Genomic DNA, 19,520 nt, shown 5'->3' with positions numbered 1-19,520 from the left:
TAGTATGGCGTAATTAGGAAACAAATATGCTACAATTTTTATTTATTATTAGACTACCCCAATATTCAATTATGCCTCAGCTACCTAGTGAAAAACTTTCATTAAACAAAAACAAGGGCTGTCGGAAAAGTCCAAAATCACTTCCAAACAGCCCGAAACCAAGTTTTACTTATTTGTTTTAAATCTTAGCGAGAAGGCGCTAAGTCCAATATTTTTAACCTTGCAAAAACAGCAATGGCTGTCTGAAAAGTGGCGCGTTAGCCTACTTTCCAGACAGCCCTCTCTTTTATCGCTTACCTTTAATATATGGCTGGCCACTTGCTTTTGGTGCATTGGCTTTACCGATAAATCCTGCTAACGCTAAAATCGTTAACACATAAGGTAAAATCGTTAAAAATACTGGTGGAATATCTTTTACATACGGAATTGTGCTTCCAGCAATTGATAATGCCTGCGCTAAACCGAAGAACAGTGCTGCACCCATTGCACCGATTGGATGCCATTTTCCGAAAATCATTGCAGCAATCGCCATGAACCCTTGTCCATTAATTGTTGCGTGGCTAAAGTCATTCGTAATTGTTTGTGAATAAACCGCACCACCAATTCCGGCAAGAGCACCTGAAATCATCACGGCAATATAGCGCATTTTCGTTACATTAACTCCCATTGTGTCAGCTGCCATTGGGTGCTCCCCAACCGCACGTAAGCGCAAACCAAATGGTGTTTTAAAAATAACGAACCATGCCAAAATTGCGACAGCAAATGCCAATATCGATGTACCGTAAATATTATGGAATAACAAAGGCCCGAAGAACGGAATATCTGCTAATAATGGTACATCAAAGCGTGGGAAACGTTCAGAAATGAAGTCTGTTTGTCCACGACCTTCGAAAATCATTTTTACTAGAAACAGAGCTATTGCAATACCTAATAAGTTTAATGCTACCCCTGTTACCGTTTGGTCAGCACGGAAAGCAATTGCGGCTACTGCTAATAGTAATGAGAACAAGGCACCGATTACCATTGCCACTAAAAGTGCTACCCACGGTGTAAAGCCTCCAAGTGTTTCATACGTAAATAAGTTAAAAATAATCCCTACAAAGGCACCGATTACCATAATACCTTCGATACCGATATTCACAACGCCTGAGCGCTCAGAGAACACGCCACCGATTGCGGCAAAAATAAGAGGTGCTGCGTAAAATATAGCAGAAGGGACGATAAAATATAAGATATCTAAAAAGCTCATATTATTTGCCCTCCTTTTTCTTTCCAAACTTTTCTAAAGCAAGACGAATTACATAGCCTGATGCTACGAAGAAAATAATTAATGCGATAATAATCGATACGATTTCTAATGGGATGTTTGCAGCATTCGGCATGTTTGTTGCACCGAATTTCAATGCACCAAATAGCGTGGCACCAAATACAACTCCAAGCGGCGTATTTGCCCCTAGTAATGCAACGGCGATACCATCAAATCCAATGCCTGTAAAGCCGCTTCGAATCGCCATATAGCCAAATGTACCTAATGCTTCCATTGCACCAGCTAAACCAGCGAATACCCCTGAAATTGTCATCGCTAAAATAATATTTTTCTTTACGCTCATACCAGCATATTCAGCTGCGTTTTTATTAAAACCTACCGATTTTAATTCAAAGCCTAACGTTGTACGCTCTAATATGAACCACATAATAAATACCATGACAATGGCAATAATGATCCCCCAGTGCAAACGAGAATATTGCGTAAGCTCCTCAAGCCATGGTGAGCTTAATGAAGCAGTTTGAGCAATATTATCTGTACGCTCTCTACCTGACCAAGATTTAATCAACGCATTGGCGATATGGAGCGCCGTATAGTTCAGCATAATTGTAACGATTACTTCATGAATGCTAAAACGCGCTTTTAAGTAACCAGCAATAAATGCCCAAAAAGCCCCTGCTGCTGCTGCTGCAATTAATGCTAGCGGCAAATGAATCATTTTGGGTAAGCCTTCGATAGCAAAACCAACATAAGTTGCTGCTGCCCAGCCCATAATAAGCTGCCCTTCCACCCCGATGTTGAATAAACCTGTTCGGAATGCGAAAGCAACGGCTAAACCAGCTAAAATATATGGTGTGATTTGGCGAATTGTTTCACCAATCGTATAAATATCTCCAAATATACCATTCCATAATGCAGTATATCCTTTAATTGGGTCGTAGCCAGTCACAACCATTACAATTGCACCAACAATTAGACCTAAAATAACTGAAATTATAGGAACGAGAATATTAATTGTGCGATTGCTCACTTTATTCGTCCCCTTTCCTTGCTGCCTTCGTTTTTGTTTGACCAGCCATTAATAAACCTAGCTCCTGCTCTGTTGTTTCATTAGCATTTAATGTATCTACAATTTGCCCATCATAAATAACGGCAATGCGGTCAGAGACGTTCATTACTTCATCTAGCTCAAAGGAAATTAATAACACGGCCTTCCCTTTATCGCGTTGCTCAATTAAACGACGGTGAATAAATTCAATTGCTCCAACATCTAAGCCTCGTGTTGGTAGCGCTGCAATTAATAAATCTGGATCGCGGTCTACTTCGCGTCCAATAATTGCTTTTTGCTGGTTACCGCCCGATAATGCACGCGCTGGTGTTGACTCACCATGCCCTGTTCGCACATCGAACTCTTCAATCACTTGCTTTGCTTTTTGTGATATCTTTTTATAGTCAATAATGCCATATTTCGAAATAGGCTCTTTGTAATATGTTTGTAAAGCGATATTATGACCAATTGTAAAATCAAGCACTAAGCCATGCTTATGACGGTCTTGTGGAATATGACCAATACCTGTTTCTGTAATTTGACGCGGCTTTTTATTCGTTACATCTTGTCCATTTAATACGACTTTACCGCTTTTAATTTTGCGCAAGCCTGTAATTGCCTCGATTAATTCAGATTGTCCGTTTCCATCAATCCCTGCAATCCCTACTATTTCACCTTTACGCACAGTTAAATTTAAGCTTTTTACTTTTTCAACCCCACGATAATCAAGCACAACTAAATCTTGAATGTTTAATGCTTCATCTTTTGGATTTGATGGCGATTTTTCTGTTTTAAACTCAACTTGACGACCAACCATTAATTCTGCTAATTCGTCCGGATTCGTTTCAGCTGTTACAACAGTTCCAATTCCTTCACCTTTACGAATAATCGTTACGCGATCAGATACTTCCATAATTTCATTTAGTTTATGCGTAATTAAAATAATGGACTTTCCTTCTGAGATTAAGCGCTTCATAATATCGATAAGCTCTTTAATTTCTTGTGGTGTTAATGATGCTGTTGGCTCATCAAAAATTAAAATTTCAGCACCACGATACAATGTTTTTAAAATTTCTACACGCTGTTGCATACCAACAGAAATATCTTCAATTTTCGCATAAGGGTCAACATCTAAACCATACTTTTCAGAAAGTGCCGCAATGTTTTTAGCAGCCTCTTTAATATTGACTGTTCCACGTTTTGTCGGCTCATTTCCTAAGACGATATTTTCTGTAACAGTAAAGTTTTCTACAAGCATAAAGTGCTGATGCACCATTCCAATCCCTAAATCATTCGCTACGTTCGGATCTGCAATTTTCACAGCTTCCCCACGCACTTTAATTTCACCAGCTTCTGGCTGATAAAGTCCGAATAATACGTTCATTAAAGTCGATTTACCTGCACCATTTTCTCCTAATAATGCATGAATTTCGCCTTTTTGTAGTTGGAGGGTGATATTATTGTTCGCTACAAAGCCTCCGAATTCTTTACGGATGCCTAGCATTTCGATCACGTATTCCAATCGTTTCACTCCTTTAGGCACAATTTAAATTAAATATATAAAGACAATTGCTCAGCTTAGACCGTGAGCTTGTTTGTGTTTCTAAAAATTAACACATGGGTTTGTCGGAAAAGCTAAAATAATAGATTTACCTCGATTAGCATATTATTTGGACGACCACAACACTTTTCTGTCATGTTAAATAATCGCCACACTTTGTAACATCTTCGAGTAAAAATGGACTGGAGTTAGCCGTAAGCACAATTCATCCGGCATCCCCACCTATTAACTTTCAAACTTACTACAATATAATTCAATAGCTTTCTACAAATTCTAGCTGTTATTTACAGCTAGAAAATGGAGCTGTCTCAAAATGACTTTTTAGACAGCTCCACGCGCCGAGGATAATAGCATGATTATGCGACTACCGCAGAAGCACGCACATTTTTAGAAAACCATTAGAATGAGTGGCTTGACACTCCTTAAATTGGACAAATATCGGTATTTATCCTCTCTCTATGTAAGATAAAGAGCCTTCCTTTGAACCAAGATAAGGAATGCCGAGAAAGGTTTTGCCTTTCTTGACATCCCTTCATTCATTATGAATTCATTATTTTACATCATCTGGATGTGTCGGTACTTTGATTTCGCCAGCGATGATTTTTTCTTTGAATTCTTCAACTACTGCTAATACATCCTCAGTAATTGCACCGCGAGAATCAGCAAGACCTACGCCGCCTTCTTTTAATCCATAAACAGTTGTTTGACCGCCAGGGAAGTCGCCTGCTTTTGTACGGTTTGCAATATCAATAACTGCGTTACCTACGCCTTTAACCATTGAAGTTAATGTTACATTTTGGTCACCAACTTGTCCTTCTTCGTATTGGTCTTTATCTACACCAATTACCCATACATCAGCGTTAGCATCTTTTTCTTTACGCTCTTTCGCTTCTGTGAATACGCCGTTACCAGCACCACCAGCAGCGTGGAAAATAATATCTACGCCCGAAGAGTACATACGGTTTGCAATCATTTTACCGATATCTGCTTTGTCGAAAGACTCTGCATAATCTTCTTCAATGATAATATCAGGGTTTGCAGCTTTTGCACCTGCGATAAACCCAGCGTGGAAGCGCTCAATTACAGGAATTTTTAATCCGCCCATAAAGCCGATTTTGCCTGTTTTAGACATTTTAGCAGCTGCTACACCAGCAAGGAATGCACCTTCCTGCTCATTGAATAGTACAGATGCTACGTTTGGCGCATCTACAACACCGTCAATGATTGCTAATTGTGCGTCTTTTTGTTGGCTTGCGATTTTACCCATTGCATCTTCAAATAAGAAGCCTACACCGAATACTAAATCGAAGTCACGACGGATTAATGCATTTAAGTTTGTGTTATATTCTGAATCTTGTTTTGATTCTAGGTAGTCAAAGCCGCCATCGCCTTTTTCTAAACCGTTATCTTTACCGAATTGTTGGATACCTTCCCAAGCAGATTGGTTAAATGATTTATCATCAACACCGCCTGTATCTGTTACCATTGCGATTGAAAAATCGCCTGTTGAAGTTTCAGAACCTTTGTCAGTTGAACCATTTGTACCTTCATTTTCTTTTTTCTCATCGTCTGCACCACATGCACCTAAAATTGCACCTGTTGCAACAACAGAAGAGATTAATAAACCAAATTTACGCTTTTTCATTAGTGAATCCTCCCAGAAAGGTTTTTTAGTCATTAGCAGGAAATAAAATCTGTTCTACACCCTTTTTCTTACTACATGGAAGCTGAACTTATCAGCTCTAAAATAATTTTTAGAATATAAAACTACTCGATCATTATCATCATAATGAAGCTGCTTCAGAACAAGTAACGCTGTTTCTGGACCGCAGTCCAATATTGGCGAAACCTCTTCATGAAAGCCTATTGGATCGATGTATGTGACCGCATAGTTGACATGGATAGCACCCGATTTTTCAAGTGCTGAAAAAAGAGATATATCCTGATTATTAACAAATTGCTGCGGTAAATAGGTAGCTGGCACTTTATCAATACAATAAACAACCGGCTCTCCATCCGCTGTTCTTACACGCTCAATCGTGATCACATTGTCATCACTGTTGGTTTGAAAACGCTTTACATCATCCTCAGTCGATTTTTCTTCTGTTGCTTTTATAAAAATCGTGCCTGGTGTCATTCCTGCTTGCTCAATCATGGATGAAATACTCGACAATTGTTCAATTCCCGAAGTAAACACTGGCTTAGGATTGACAAATGTTCCTACACCATGCCGACGGATGATAACGTTTTCTTCCTCCAACAATCGTAGCGCCTCGCGTAGAGTGGCACGACTTACTCCAAGTGATTTAGATAGCTCAAATTCAGAAGGTAATTTTTCATTTTCTTGATAAATTCCTTTTTCAATATCTGATTTTAAGCGATCGATCACTTGTAAGTATAAATGACGGTGATCTGTTTTAATTGTCACTTTTTCACCACCACCAACAAAGAGATCAGACATCTGATGTACAACATTCCTACTAATTCGTTTTCAATATAACATTTTTGCTAGCGCTTGCAAATACATTTTTTAAAAAGTGTGACGGAATCGTAAATTTTACATTAAATTTTGAACAAAAATAAAGTATTCAGAAAAATCCACTATCTCTATTCCCCTGAAATGCTATGTTTTGCCATCAATACTTGGCGTGGTCTACTACCATCCGGCGGACCAACTACCCCACGCATTTCCATTTGATCCACAATGCGTGCAGCTCTAGCATAGCCGATACGAAAACGTCGTTGTAGCATGGATACTGAGGCACTTTGCTGCTCCATAACGAGCATCACCGCCTCATCATATAAATCATCCGTCTCCTCCATCACATCTGTTTGAGGCACTTCGGTCGGAATCATCGACTCCTCATATTGTGCTTTTTGCTGTTCTATGACAAAATCAACGACAGCCTCTACTTCCTTGTCCGATACAAAGGCACCTTGCACACGGACTGGCTTTGATGCTCCAGCCGGTAAAAAGAGCATATCTCCTCGTCCAAGCAAACGCTCTGCACCGCCCATATCTAAAATAGTGCGTGAATCAACTGCCGAGGACACAGCAAAGGCAATACGTGAAGGAATATTCGCTTTAATAATCCCTGTAATAACATCTACAGATGGACGCTGTGTGGCGATAATTAAATGAATACCCGCTGCACGTGCCATTTGCGCCAAACGTGTAATCGCATCCTCTACCTCATTTGATGCAACCATCATTAAATCCGCCAACTCATCTACAATCACAACGATATATGGTAGCTTTGCCTGTTGCTCTGTATTTATCGCATTATGCTGTTCGATATGCTCATTATAACCCTCGATATTGCGTGTGCCTGTATGCGAGAATAAGTCATAGCGGCGTTCCATTTCTGAAACGATTTTTTGCAATGCCTGTGCAGCCTTACGTGGATCCGTCACAACAGGTGCAAGCAAATGTGGAATACCATTATATACCGTTAGCTCCACCATTTTCGGGTCAATCATCATCATGCGCACTTCATGTGGAGCCGCTCGCATCAATATCGAAATAATAATGCCGTTAATACATACACTTTTCCCACTTCCCGTTGAACCAGCAACGAGTAAATGCGGCATTTTGTTCAGCTCAGCAAGCATAGCCTGTCCCGTTACATCTCGACCGAAGCTAATTAATAGCTTGCTCGCCGCTCTATTATCAGGCACTTCAATTACTTCCCTTAATGTAACGATAGCCACCTCATTGTTTGGCACTTCAATACCGATAGCCGATTTCCCGGGAATCGGTGCTTCTAAACGAATATCCTTTGCGGCTAACGCTAATGCTAAATCATCCTGTAAGCTAACAATTTTGCTTACTTTGACACCGACATCTGGCAATACTTCATATTTTGTGACAGCAGGACCTAAATGCACTTGTACAACTTTTGCTTTCACACCAAAGCTTAACAGTGTTTGCTCTAGCTTTTTTGCATTTGCTTGAATAATGCTATATTCCCCACTTTGGTCATGCGCTGGAGGCAATTGTAATAGCTGTGTAGAGGGCAATGTATACGGACTTTCAGATTCCTTCATTTGCACAGGCACCTCAAGTACCTCCTCCATTACTTCCACTTCTTCCATGATAGGCTCTTCTTCGCGAATTTGCGGCTGTGTAAAGGCTGAAATAATCGGCTCTTCATGCACAATCGTTTCCTCTGTTGCAAGCACCTCAGTTTCAGAAGTTACCGCCTTGGATGAACGACGCTTTTTTTCTTTCTTTTGTGGTGTTAGCTTTTTCTTCATCGCAGGTGTTTTTTCAATAATGAAGGGAACGAGCGCTTTACCTGTCACTAATATAATACCTATAAACAGCAATACCCATGCAGTGACCTTTGCACCAGTTGAATCAAATAAAACATGAAGTATGCTAAATAGCAATGCACCTATCATGCCACCACCAAGCGCCTGTCCTCTATTGGCAACACCGTCCATTTCAATTAAAAGACGCCATGTTTCGCGTAAAACCGAATTGGAGAGAAGTGCATTTGCTTTGTGCAATTCCTCAAAAAGGAGACTATGACTAAACACAGTAAGGCTACATATAATGAGTGATACACCAATAACAACTCGATTTTTCATTGTGACACCACGGCGTCTTACCATAAGCATCGATGCAACTAATACGAGTAAAAACGGGATAACGAAATGCAAATTGCCAAATAAAAATAAAGCGATTGATTGCGTAAAACGGCCAACAATACCATATTCAAAATAAATAATAATTGCATAAGCAATACATAAAATTCCTACGATTTCATAGGCAAGCGGGTGCCATTCTTTTTTAGCAGCCTTTAATTGTTTTTTCTTTCCTTTATTGTTTGCCATTTCACCTGTTCCTTTCTTGCTAGCTTGAAAAAGATGATTGATATCAGACATGTTGTGTCCTGTAAAGAGCGTTTGCTCTGCCATGTACCTAGCACAGAGATATTCGCCTGTTAAATAACTATGACATTTATCTAGTTGAAAAAAGGATTCCCTTATGCCATAGTTGGCACAAGAAAATCCTTTCCTCGCTTAATATTCCATAATAATTGGGATAATCATTGGGCGGCGCTTCGTTTTTTGGAATAAATATTGATTAAGCGTGTCACGAATTTCTTGTTTAATATTCGTCCATTCAAACGTTTCTTTATTTACGTATTTCTCAATAACACCGCGTGCAATATCAGCAGCTTCAATCATTAGCCCCTCGGATTCACGCACATAAACGAAGCCACGCGACAATATTTCTGGTCCAGAGGCAATTTTCTTTTGCGCTCGATTCAATGTTACAACAACAATGAAAATACCATCTTGCGATAACAGTTTACGATCGCGCAATACAATATTGCCAACATCGCCAACACCGATTCCATCAATTAAGACATTGCCAGCTTGTACACGACCGCTCATGCGCATTTTGCCATTTCTATATTCTACGATATCGCCTTTATCTGCAATAAATATTTGCGATTTTTGCATGCCTAATGATTGTGCTAACTTGGAATGGGCAATTAACATGCGATATTCCCCTTGAATTGGCACAAAATATTTCGGCTTCATTAAATTTAACATAAGCTTCAAATCTTCTTGACTGCCATGTCCTGAAACATGAACCTTTTTATCCGCAGACAGTACGTGAGCACCTGCTTTCGCCAACTGGTTCATCGTTTTATACATTTGTACTTCCATCCCTGGAGATGGTGTAAATGTAATTAATACTGTATCTGTTTGTTTAATTTTAATATCTCGATGATGCTTGCGCACAATTTTATCAAGCGCTTCAAGTGGTTCGCCTTGGTTACCTGTTGCAATTATAATAATTTCATCATCTTGATATTTATGAATATCACTTACTGGAATTAATGTATCCTCATCAACATCTAAATAGCCTAAAGATGTCCCTAGCTCAACAACCTTTTCTAGCGATTTACCTACAATCGCTACTTTACGGAACGATTTTTGCGCTTGTGTAAACACCTGTTGCACACGAATAAAGTTTGAAGCGTATACCGCTACTAAAATTCTTCCTTGTGCAGAATGGAATGTTTTTGCTAGCTGCTCGCTAATCACCGCTTCACTTGTCGTATAGCCTGGGCGTTCTGCCTCAGTTGACTCAGATAATAAAATAAATACGCCTTCTTCACCAAGCTTTGCCATCGTCGCTAAATCTGGCTTGAATTTTCCTTGTGCTGCTTGATCGAATTTAAATTCTCCTGTATGAACAATGGCACCTTCAGATGTATGGAACACAATTCCTAGCGAATCGGGGATACTATGTGTTGTGTGGAAAAATGTTACATACGTTGAATTGAAATTCATTCGACTTTTATTCGTTACTTCGAAAAACTTCACTGGATGCGGTGCAGGCATCTCTTTTAAATGTTCTTTAGCAAGTGCAACTGTCAGCTTTGAACCATAGACAGGCGCTTTAATTTTGTTTAATACGTAAGCAATTGAACCAATTGCATCCTCATGTCCGTGCGTTAAGAAAATACCTTTCACACGTTCTTTGTTTTCTTCTAAATACGTAATATCTGGAATGACGATATCAATACCAAGCATTTCATCTTCTGGGAACATCAGCCCACTGTCGACAACGAATAGCTCCTCATCAATTTCAATTACATACATGGATTTTCCGATTTCGCCTACCCCACCTAGAGGGACGATACGGATTACTTCATTTTTTACTTTTGTCACTTAATTTCCTCCTAAAAAATATCCCGAACAGCAACCACTTATCACTCATTATACGTGTTGTTGCCATTTAGCACAAATTAAAAATTCATCAAAAAAAGAGACTAGCTAGAAAGTAAGCGAATGCGCCACTTTCCAGATAGCCTCTGCTATTTTTGAAACACTTTACCAATCCTATGAAACGTGATTGAACTAAGTTAAACTGTCTCTAACGTTTCTCGAATTGCTGTGATTTTAGCTTGATACGTATCCCAAATTTTATCGAAAGCTGCTTTTTCTTCATCTGTCATTTCCATCATTGGTAAACGTACTGCCAATGTATCAAATCCTAATTTCGTCATTGCATATTTCACTGGTGATGGATTCGGCTGTGCGAATAATGCACGTACTAATGGCAATAGAGCACGATGAATTTTAGCTGCTAATTCGTGCTTGCCTTCTTCAAATGCACGCATCATTAATTGCATATCATTACCAACAACATGTGCTGCAACTGAAATAACACCTGTTCCGCCAATTGCTAAAAGAGGCAATGTTAAGCCGTCATCACCACTATATACTAGGAAATTATCTGCTTTATCAACATTCTCAATAATGTCGCCCATTTGGTCTAAGTTACCGCTCGCTTCTTTAATCCATAAAATATTTGGAATTTTACTTAAGGCAACAGATGTATCGTATGTCACATTGACTGCTGTGCGTCCTGGTACGTTATATAGCATAACTGGTAGCTTCGTTTCGCGTGCAATCGTTTCAAAATGGGCATAAATACCGCGTTGATTTGGTTTATTATAGTACGGAGCAACAAGCATAATACCATCCGCACCATTTTCTTCAGCTTTATGTGTCATCATAATGGAATATGCCGTTTCATTGTCCCCTGTACCTGCAATTACAGGCACACGCCCAGCGACTTTTTCCACCGTAAAGCGCACAACTTCAATTTTCTCTTCTGTCGACATTGTTGGGTTTTCAGATGTTGTACCACATGCGATAATGCTATCTGTCCCATTGTCGATTAAATAATTAATAATTCGCTCAAGCTCAGGATAATTAATCGTTCCGTCCTCTTTGAACGGTGTAATCATCGCTGTGCCAATTCGGCCTAAATTCATCTTCATACACCCTCTTATAATAAGTTATCTTCCAACATTGCTTCGACAATTTGAATAGAGTTTAGCGCTGCTCCTTTTAATAGATTGTCTGATACAATCCATAAATGGAAACCTTTTTTATTATCTAAATCTTGGCGAATTCGACCTACAAATACTGGGTCTTCTCCTTCTGCAAAAATCGGCATTGGATATTGTTGATTTGCAATATCATCCTGCAATACAATGCTTGGTGCATTTTTTAATACGTCAAAAAGCTCTTGCACTGACGCCTCTTGCTCAAGCTCAATATAGACAGATTCAGAATGCCCTGATACGACTGGTACACGCACACAAGTTGCGGCAACATGTAGCTTAGGCATTTCCATAATTTTTTTTGTTTCGTTAATCATTTTCATTTCTTCATACGTATACCCATTGTCTGTAAATTTATCGATTTGTGGAATGACATTACGTGCAATTGGATAATGCTTTTCATCCGCTTTTACAGGTAAAACATGTGCCTCAACATTTTTTCCGGCTTCCCACTGTGCACTTTGCGCTTTTAACTCATCAATCGCCGCAATACCCGAGCCTGATACAGCTTGATATGTAGATACGATTACTTTTGTTAAGCCGAACTTTTCACGGATTGGCTGTAGTGCTGCCACCATTTGAATAGTCGAACAGTTCGGATTGGCAATAATCCCCTTTGGAATATCTTTTAATGCATGACGATTTACTTCTGGTACAACTAGCGGCACTTCTGGATCCATGCGAAAATGACTTGTATTATCTACAACAATTGCGCCACGCTTTGCGGCTTCAGGTGCAAGTGCTGCTGATACTGAGCCACCTGCGGAAAATAATGCAACATCCACTCCTGCAAAGCTTTCTGGTGTTGCCTCTTCAATTGTATATGATTGATTATTAAACTGAATTTCCTTCCCTGCTGAACGTGCAGATGCTAGAAATTTAATTTGTTTAATAGGAAAATTACGTTTCTTTAAATGCTCCATCATTGCTGTGCCTACTGCTCCTGTCGCACCTACGACAGCTACTGTCAATTGCTTCGTCATAATCTCATCTCTCCTCAAAACTAGTTACATAATGTTGGATATTGTAACATAAAACCTTGTCGTTGTGTAGGATTAATTTGATTATTTAAAAAATTGTATAAGTATCGGCTGCAATTGTTTTTTATGAATTGCACCATGAACCGTTTCCACCATTTTTGAAAAATCAGCAACAATTGATGTTGGCTTTTGTAGCGGATCATCTTGCCCAAATGGAATAAAGTATATATTTTTGGCATTTAATAACTTCATCACATTTTGCCCATTTAAACCAAGCCCATCATTTGTCGAAATGCCAATCACAACAGGGGAACCATTGCGTAAAGTTGCTTTAGCAGCCATTAATACCGCACTATCCGTTGCAGCATTAGCAAATTTACTAATAGAATTGCCTGTCATTGGTGCAATGAGCATACAATCTAGCGGGTTTTTCGGCCCAAATGGTTCCGCCTCTACAATGGAAGAAACAACCTTTTCCCCTGTTGCTGCTTCTATTTTCGCAACCCATTCATCCCCCGTGCCAAAACGTGTTGCAGCATGTAAAACAGATGGTGTAATAATTGGCACAACTTGCGCTCCTGCCTGCTTCAAGCTTTCAATTTTCGGCACGACATCGGCGTATGTGCAATGCGATGCTGTAATGCCTAATCCAATGCGCTTTCCTTCAAGCATTGCTCCGCCCTCCAATCCAGTATTGCTATTTTCAATAAATGCGCAGCATCCGTGCTAAAATATTTCCCAGGTAATCCTGCTAACAGCTCATACTGTGTAACACTTTCTGTTATACAGCCTGGCGCAGATGCTAAATCATAAATTGGCATTGCTAATTGCTCACGCATCGTTGGTGTTAACCACTTTGCTGGAATTGTATTAATTAAAGCCTCTGCCTCAATAGATGGTAGCTCATCTAATAAATACGATTCGTAGCCAAGCGCTAATGCTTCACAATGCTGCGGCACAGAGCGCACAAAAATAATCACATCCGCCTGCATATTTTTAAGCATATGTGCTGTCATTTTAGCTACCCGTCCAAAGCCTGTAATAATAAAGCGCTTATGACGCACTGCTCGCTTACCCTCATAGTAATATGCTAAAAAGGCTTCCGCTGTTAATGCTGCATTTTGCCAAATAAACGCCTCTTGTTGCAAATAGCGATGTACTGTATGCTTCTTTAAAATGACTTCCCATTCTGGTGATAGCTTTCCAGCATGCACTAATGCTTTTTGAATACCAAGTACCATTTGCACATCGATTTGTAATGGCTGAATAGGTAATACAACAACGTCTGGATGAAACTCTAAAGCTGTTGCATTCAACTCTGCATCCCAGCTCGTTTTATTTTTGTAAAAAACAGTTCGTTCCTCACTAGCTAAATTTTTGGCTAGCACTTTCATTCGCTCATCTGTCCCAACAACTAACCAGCGCTCTGTCATTGCTCATAGCTTCTAAATGTTGTTGTCGTTTTATTAAACAAAATTCGATCCTCACCAATCAAGGCGATCTCCTCCCAAGGTATAAACGCTGCCCCTGCTTTTCTTTTTTGAAACATAAGCTTTGTTTGTGGCATTAGCTCAAAGCCGATAATCTTTCCTGTCGTCGGCTCAAACAAGCATTCTGTATCCGCTAAAAAGCCATAGCGAACACCATTTTGCATTTCAATTAACTCTTTGTCAGCAAGCTCTGATAAAAGCATATTCTCCCTCCTTTTCAGTGCTTCACCATACTATATGCATCGTACAATTTGAACGTTCGCCTAAAAGAGAATTTTATCGTTAGTAAAAAATTCTTTTATCAATCATTAAAAAAACGTCTGAAATCAAGAAAGAAAACTTGATTTCAGACGTATTTATTTTTCTGGTCCAATAATTGCAATCGCTGGCTCCTGCAATAAAATATCAGTAATTAATTCATTAATTGTGTCCATCGAAATCGCATCGATAGACGCAAGCACTTCATCGACAGAGCGATGACGTTGATGAATTAATTCATTCAAGCCGTTGCGATTCATATGATCCTCTGAGCCTTCAAGACCTAACACGAAGCTACCTTTTAATTGCTCTTTAGCATTTTCCAGCTCTAGCTCTGTAATGCCTCCTGCAACGATATCAAGCAATGTTGCATCAATTGTATGCTGCATTTGGCTTAACTGCTGCTTGCTCGTGCTGCCGTAAACTGTTAATGAGCCAACATCCTCATACGATGTTTGGTAAGAATAAATAGAGTAAGCTAAGCCACGCTCCTCACGTACCTCTTGAAATAGCCTTGAGCTCATATTGCCACCGATAATATTATTCAGTGCAATTAAGCTATAAATATCAGGATTTTTCACGCCGATTGCTGGGAAGGAAATGGCTACATGTGCCTGCTCAATATCTCGTTCTTTGATGATTTCACCAGCTGTGAAGATGGGATAAGATAAAGTTGGCTCCACTGCTTCAACGCTCGCTTGAAACTGTCCAAATAGCTGCTCAATCGTTGCTAATAGCCCTTCTGTTATATTGCCTGCTACAGAAATAACAACATTTTGTGGACTATAATGCTTTGCCATATAATGACGAATCATTGCTTCATCAAAAGTTGCTAATGTTTCAGCTGTCCCTAAAATGGGACGCCCTAATGCATCATTTGGGTACATGACAGCCCATAGCTTTTCATGTACATCATCATCTGGTGCATCCTCACTCATATAAATTTCCTCTAATACAACTTGACGCTCACGCTCAATATCCTCTGCTGTAAGTGTTGAATTAAAGAACATATCAGCTAATACCGTTACAGCTAGCTCAGCGTGATGGTCTAACACCTTGGCATAATAACATGTATTTTCCTTTGAGGTGAAGGCGTTAATTTCGCCACCAATTCGGTCAAATAACTCCGCAATTTGCCTTGCTGATCTCGTCGTCGTTCCTTTGAATAGCATATGCTCAATAAAATGAGTAATACCGTTTTCTTTGGGTAGCTCATAGCGAGAGCCTGCATTGACCCATATACCAACTGAAAGTGAGCGTACATGCGAAAGTTGCTCTGATACGATGCGCACACCATTTTTACACGTTGTTACTTGCACTGTCATTTTCTTTTCTCCTTCTTATCTAAATCAAGCTAAAAAAGACTGTACAAAAAAGTGTACAGTCCTTTATATTGTTAGTTCATTAATAATTATGCTTGCTCAGCGCGCTCTTTTTCCTCTTTAATCACGACTTTACGTGATAGGTTGACACGCCCTTGGTTGTCAATTTCGATACATTTTACTAGCAATTGATCGCCAAGCTTTAATACGTCCTCTACAGCTTTCGTACGTTCTTCTTGAATTTCAGAAATGTGTAGTAAACCATCTTTACCTGGGAAGATTTCACAAAATGCGCCGAATTTTTCGATACGCTTAACAGTTGATAAGTAGTATTCGCCTACCTTCGCTTCGCGTACGATCGATTCGATAATTTCTTTTGCTCGATTGTTCATTTCTTCATTTGCAGAAGAAATGTAAATTGTACCGTCTTGCTCTGTATCGATTTTTACGCCAGTTTCATCGATAATTTTGTTAATTTGCTTACCACCTGGTCCGATAACATCACGGATTTTATCAGGGTTGATTTTAATTGTAATAATTTTCGGTGCATATTTTGAAAGCGATGCACGCGGTTGATTTAATGTTGTCATCATATGCTCTAAAATATGCATACGACCGATTTTTGCCTGAGTCAACGCTTCTTCTAGAATGTTACGTGATAGGCCATCAATCTTAATATCCATTTGCAATGCTGTTACGCCTTTAGCTGTACCTGCTACTTTAAAGTCCATATCACCAAGGTGGTCTTCCATCCCTTGAATGTCTGTTAAAATAGAGTAGTGCTCGTCCTTTTTAATAAGACCCATTGCAATACCAGCTACAGGAGCTTTTAAAGGTACACCTGCGTCCATCATTGCAAGCGTTGATGCACAAATTGAAGCTTGAGATGTTGAACCATTTGATTCTAATACTTCAGATACACAACGAATTGTGTATGGGAAAGATACTTCATCAGGAATCACTGCTAGCAATGCACGCTCACCTAACGCACCGTGACCAATTTCACGACGACCAGGGCCACGTATTGGGCCTGTTTCCCCTACAGAGAATTGTGGGAAATTGTAATGATGCATAAAACGTTTTGATTCCTCAATACCTAAGCCATCAATAATTTGTACATCGCCTAAGGCACCTAATGTACAAATTGACAATGCTTGCGTTTGACCACGTGTGAATAACGCAGAGCCGTGTGTGCGGTCAAGTAAGCCTGCTTCAGAAGAAAGTGGACGAATTTCGTCAAGCTTACGACCATCTGGACGCACTTTATCTTCTGTAATTAAGCGGCGCACTTCATCCTTCACCATTTTATCTAAAATGCCTTTTACTTGCTTAATTGTCTCGTCATCAGCTTCCTGCTCTTCGTAAGATGCTAATACACGTTCTTTTACCGCTGTAATCGCTTCTTCACGTGCGTGCTTTTCAACTGTTTGAATTGCCGCATTCATGTCTGCTTCACAGGCTGCTTTAACTGCTGCTGTTAATTCCGCATCTAGCTCATATAACGTAACAGCAATTTTTTCTTTGCCGATTTCAGCGACAATTTGCTCTTGGAAGGCGATTAATTTTTTAATTTCCTCATGCCCAAACATAATTGCCTCTAACATCACTTCTTCAGGTACTTCTAGAGCGCCTGCTTCTACCATGTTAATAGCATCTTTATTACCAGCTACAGATAAATGGATTGTGCTTTGTTCCATTTGCTCTGTTGTTGGATTTAATACAAACTCATTATTAATATAGCCAACATGTACGCCAGCGATTGGTCCGTCAAATGGAATGTCCGAAACAGCTAATGCTAATGAAGAACCGAACATTGCCGCTACATCTGATGGGCAATCTGAATCATTTGACATCACCATTGAAATAACTTGTACTTCGTTACGGAAGCCATCTGGGAACATTGGACGGATTGGACGGTCGATTAAACGCGATGCTAAAATTGCATTTTCTGAAGGTCGCCCCTCACGCTTAATAAAGCCACCTGGAATTTTACCTGCTGCATATAGACGCTCTTCATAGTTCACTGTTAATGGGAAGAAATCTAATGGCTTTGGTGATTTTGACATTGTAGCTGTTGATAATACCGCTGTTTCGCCATAGCGAATTAATGCAGCACCATTTGCTTGTTTTGCTAACTGTCCTACTTCAACAACAAGTGGACGGCCAGCCCATTCATACGAATAGACTTTTTTGTCGTTCATCTAATGAACCCCTTTCTACTTTTACACCCTACTTCAGCTTTTTTGTATGTACTATAGTTAGTGTATCAAAAATGTAGTTTCTATGCTAAATTTTTTTATTTTCTCTGAAAGTTTTTATACATAAATAAAAAGCGGGAAGTTTCCCGCTTTTTATATGAGATTAGCGACGTAAGCCTAAACGCGTGATTAATTCACGGTAACGTTGTACGTCTGTTTCACGAAGATATTTTAATAAGTGACGACGACGACCTACCATTTTGTAAAGACCACGCTCTGAGTGGAAATCTTTTTTGTGTGTACGTAAGTGTGTATTTAATGCATTGATTTCTGCAGTTAATACAGCGATTTGTACTTCTGGAGAACCAGTGTCGCCTTCGTGAGTACGGTACTCAGCGATAATTTCGTTTTTACGTTCTTTTGTAATTGCCATTTGAAATGACCTCCTATAATTTGAATATCCCCTGTAGCACAGCAATCGTCAGGAGTAACATAAAGCCGAGCTAAGGTTCTGTGTATTGAACACTCTAGGAATTGTACCATAGCCAGTGATGACAAGCAACTATTTTACTTCTTCACCTAAGAAATAGTCGATTGCCTCTTGCTTATCAAGCTCAATTTGTGCCACAAGCTCATCAATGCCCGAAAACTTTCGTTCGCTACGGATTCGTTTATACCAGCCAACAACGACTTCCTCACCGTAAATATTTTTATCAAAGTCAAAAATATGTACTTCTATAGACAATTGCTTTTCCTCTGGATTATTAAATGTAGGCTTATAGCCAACGTTACAAACACCATTATGCCACTTATTTTGCACTAAAATTTTGACCGCATAGACACCTGTTGCTGGAATAAAGCAGCCTGCCATTGATTGTACGTTAGCCGTTGGGAAGCCCAGCGTGCGTCCACGTTTATCACCGTGAACAACGATACCTGGTACTTCAAACGCTCGCCCAAGCAATATGCATACTTCCTCCATTGCGCCTTCCTTTAACAGTTTGCGGATGCGTGTAGAGCTTATTTTTTCATCACAATCGCTTTGCTTATCAATCGTTGTCACACCAAAATCACCTTGTGCTAATTGCTCCAATAGCTGCATATTGCCTTTGCCAAATTCGCCGAATGAATAATCAAATCCTGCTGTTACATGCTGTACATGTAAATCTCGAATGAAATATTGGACGAACTCCTCTGGCGATAGCTTTGCAAAATCAGATGTAAAATTAACAACAAATACAGTATCTACACCTAATGCTTTCAATGTATCTAGCTTTTGCTGCAAGGGTGTTATATAAAATACTTGCTCATTTCGAGCACCTAATACAATTGTCGGATGTGGATCAAATGTCATGACAGCACTTTTAATCCCTAATTGTTGCGCCTTTTCAATTGCATGTTCAATTACAGCTTGATGTCCTTTATGAACACCGTCGAAAAAGCCGACTGCTAATGAATAAGCCGCCTCTGGTCGCTCTAATTGATGAGGATATTTTAAATAAATGACTTCCATTTT

Annotated in this window: 16 protein-coding genes; all 16 read right to left on the bottom strand. The window is 39.5% G+C overall.

Annotation, left to right across the window (positions count from 1 at the left end; translation table 11 throughout):
• Nucleotides 1-286: 286 nt before the first annotated feature.
• A complete protein-coding gene (locus M3Z76_RS05415; protein WP_293921263.1) occupies nucleotides 287-1,249 on the bottom strand; it encodes an ABC transporter permease in 963 nt (320 codons plus the stop codon).
• A 1-nt stretch (nucleotide 1,250) separates the two neighbouring features.
• Nucleotides 1,251-2,297: an ABC transporter permease gene (locus tag M3Z76_RS05410; protein WP_293921264.1), complete on the bottom strand. Its 1,047-nt coding sequence runs from the start codon at nucleotides 2,295-2,297 to the stop codon at nucleotides 1,251-1,253.
• 1 nt (nucleotide 2,298) lies between these two features.
• Entirely contained in the window at nucleotides 2,299-3,837 is a 1,539-nt protein-coding gene (locus tag M3Z76_RS05405; protein ID WP_293921265.1) for an ABC transporter ATP-binding protein, read from the bottom strand.
• Between the two features lie 589 nt (nucleotides 3,838-4,426).
• Nucleotides 4,427-5,521 carry a BMP family lipoprotein gene (locus tag M3Z76_RS05400; RefSeq protein WP_293921266.1) on the bottom strand — a complete coding sequence of 365 codons (1,095 nt, stop codon included), beginning with the start codon at nucleotides 5,519-5,521 and terminating at the stop codon, nucleotides 4,427-4,429.
• A gap of 54 nt (nucleotides 5,522-5,575) precedes the next feature.
• Nucleotides 5,576-6,304, bottom strand: a complete 729-nt coding sequence (locus tag M3Z76_RS05395) for a GntR family transcriptional regulator (RefSeq protein ID WP_293921381.1) — start codon at nucleotides 6,302-6,304, stop codon at nucleotides 5,576-5,578.
• Between the two features lie 179 nt (nucleotides 6,305-6,483).
• Entirely contained in the window at nucleotides 6,484-8,715 is a 2,232-nt protein-coding gene (locus M3Z76_RS05390; RefSeq protein WP_293921382.1) for an FtsK/SpoIIIE family DNA translocase, read from the bottom strand.
• Nucleotides 8,716-8,904: 189 nt separating this feature from the next.
• On the bottom strand, nucleotides 8,905-10,572 hold the full coding sequence (locus M3Z76_RS05385) for a ribonuclease J (protein WP_293921268.1): 1,668 nt from the start codon (nucleotides 10,570-10,572) through the stop codon (nucleotides 8,905-8,907).
• A gap of 194 nt (nucleotides 10,573-10,766) precedes the next feature.
• Nucleotides 10,767-11,684 carry a 4-hydroxy-tetrahydrodipicolinate synthase gene (gene dapA / locus M3Z76_RS05380; RefSeq protein ID WP_293921269.1) on the bottom strand — a complete coding sequence of 306 codons (918 nt, stop codon included), beginning with the start codon at nucleotides 11,682-11,684 and terminating at the stop codon, nucleotides 10,767-10,769.
• A gap of 14 nt (nucleotides 11,685-11,698) precedes the next feature.
• Nucleotides 11,699-12,739, bottom strand: coding sequence for an aspartate-semialdehyde dehydrogenase (locus M3Z76_RS05375; protein WP_293921271.1), 1,041 nt, complete (start codon nucleotides 12,737-12,739; stop codon nucleotides 11,699-11,701).
• An 81-nt stretch (nucleotides 12,740-12,820) separates the two neighbouring features.
• Complete coding sequence (locus M3Z76_RS05370; protein ID WP_293921273.1) at nucleotides 12,821-13,408, bottom strand: dipicolinate synthase subunit B; 588 nt, start codon at nucleotides 13,406-13,408, stop codon at nucleotides 12,821-12,823.
• Entirely contained in the window at nucleotides 13,381-14,169 is a 789-nt protein-coding gene (locus M3Z76_RS05365) for a dipicolinate synthase subunit A (RefSeq protein ID WP_293921275.1), read from the bottom strand. The genes M3Z76_RS05370 and M3Z76_RS05365 overlap by 28 nt, the downstream gene beginning before the upstream one ends.
• Nucleotides 14,166-14,429, bottom strand: coding sequence for a YlmC/YmxH family sporulation protein (locus M3Z76_RS05360; protein WP_293921277.1), 264 nt, complete (start codon nucleotides 14,427-14,429; stop codon nucleotides 14,166-14,168). The genes M3Z76_RS05365 and M3Z76_RS05360 overlap by 4 nt, the downstream gene beginning before the upstream one ends.
• Nucleotides 14,430-14,582: 153 nt before the next feature.
• Nucleotides 14,583-15,809 (bottom strand): M16 family metallopeptidase, encoded by a 1,227-nt coding sequence (locus M3Z76_RS05355; RefSeq protein ID WP_293921279.1) that lies wholly within the window; start codon nucleotides 15,807-15,809, stop codon nucleotides 14,583-14,585.
• 86 nt (nucleotides 15,810-15,895) lie between these two features.
• The gene (gene pnp, locus M3Z76_RS05350) at nucleotides 15,896-18,007 is read right to left on the bottom strand and encodes a polyribonucleotide nucleotidyltransferase (RefSeq protein WP_293921281.1); all 2,112 of its coding nucleotides are present in this window, start codon (nucleotides 18,005-18,007) and stop codon (nucleotides 15,896-15,898) included.
• 160 nt (nucleotides 18,008-18,167) lie between these two features.
• Nucleotides 18,168-18,437, bottom strand: a complete 270-nt coding sequence (rpsO, locus tag M3Z76_RS05345) for a 30S ribosomal protein S15 (protein ID WP_107840999.1) — start codon at nucleotides 18,435-18,437, stop codon at nucleotides 18,168-18,170.
• Nucleotides 18,438-18,566: 129 nt separating this feature from the next.
• Nucleotides 18,567-19,517 carry a bifunctional riboflavin kinase/FAD synthetase gene (locus M3Z76_RS05340; protein ID WP_293921284.1) on the bottom strand — a complete coding sequence of 317 codons (951 nt, stop codon included), beginning with the start codon at nucleotides 19,515-19,517 and terminating at the stop codon, nucleotides 18,567-18,569.
• Nucleotides 19,518-19,520: the final 3 nt, after the last annotated feature.

Origin of the sequence: Metasolibacillus sp. (assembly GCF_025291715.1) — a bacterium.
Taxonomy (GTDB): domain Bacteria; phylum Bacillota; class Bacilli; order Bacillales_A; family Planococcaceae; genus Metasolibacillus; species Metasolibacillus louembei.
The sequence above is the reverse complement of the archived record's forward strand: the minus strand, read 5'-3'. Positions and strand labels throughout refer to the sequence as shown.

Excerpts from the sequence above, each read along its gene's own strand:
- dapA (WP_293921269.1), bottom strand. The coding sequence starts at position 11,684 with ATGAATTTAGGCCGAATTGGCACAGCGATGATTACACCGTTCAAAGAG.
- M3Z76_RS05375 (WP_293921271.1), bottom strand. The coding sequence starts at position 12,739 with ATGACGAAGCAATTGACAGTAGCTGTCGTAGGTGCGACAGGAGCAGTA.
- M3Z76_RS05340 (WP_293921284.1), bottom strand. The coding sequence starts at position 19,517 with ATGGAAGTCATTTATTTAAAATATCCTCATCAATTAGAGCGACCAGAG.
- M3Z76_RS05390 (WP_293921382.1), bottom strand. The coding sequence starts at position 8,715 with ATGGCAAACAATAAAGGAAAGAAAAAACAATTAAAGGCTGCTAAAAAA.
- rpsO (WP_107840999.1), bottom strand. The coding sequence starts at position 18,437 with ATGGCAATTACAAAAGAACGTAAAAACGAAATTATCGCTGAGTACCGT.
- M3Z76_RS05400 (WP_293921266.1), bottom strand. The coding sequence starts at position 5,521 with ATGAAAAAGCGTAAATTTGGTTTATTAATCTCTTCTGTTGTTGCAACA.
- M3Z76_RS05365 (WP_293921275.1), bottom strand. The coding sequence starts at position 14,169 with ATGACAGAGCGCTGGTTAGTTGTTGGGACAGATGAGCGAATGAAAGTG.
- pnp (WP_293921281.1), bottom strand. The coding sequence starts at position 18,007 with ATGAACGACAAAAAAGTCTATTCGTATGAATGGGCTGGCCGTCCACTT.
- M3Z76_RS05360 (WP_293921277.1), bottom strand. The coding sequence starts at position 14,429 with ATGCTTTTATCAGAGCTTGCTGACAAAGAGTTAATTGAAATGCAAAAT.
- M3Z76_RS05415 (WP_293921263.1), bottom strand. The coding sequence starts at position 1,249 with ATGAGCTTTTTAGATATCTTATATTTTATCGTCCCTTCTGCTATATTT.
- M3Z76_RS05370 (WP_293921273.1), bottom strand. The coding sequence starts at position 13,408 with ATGCTTGAAGGAAAGCGCATTGGATTAGGCATTACAGCATCGCATTGC.
- M3Z76_RS05355 (WP_293921279.1), bottom strand. The coding sequence starts at position 15,809 with ATGACAGTGCAAGTAACAACGTGTAAAAATGGTGTGCGCATCGTATCA.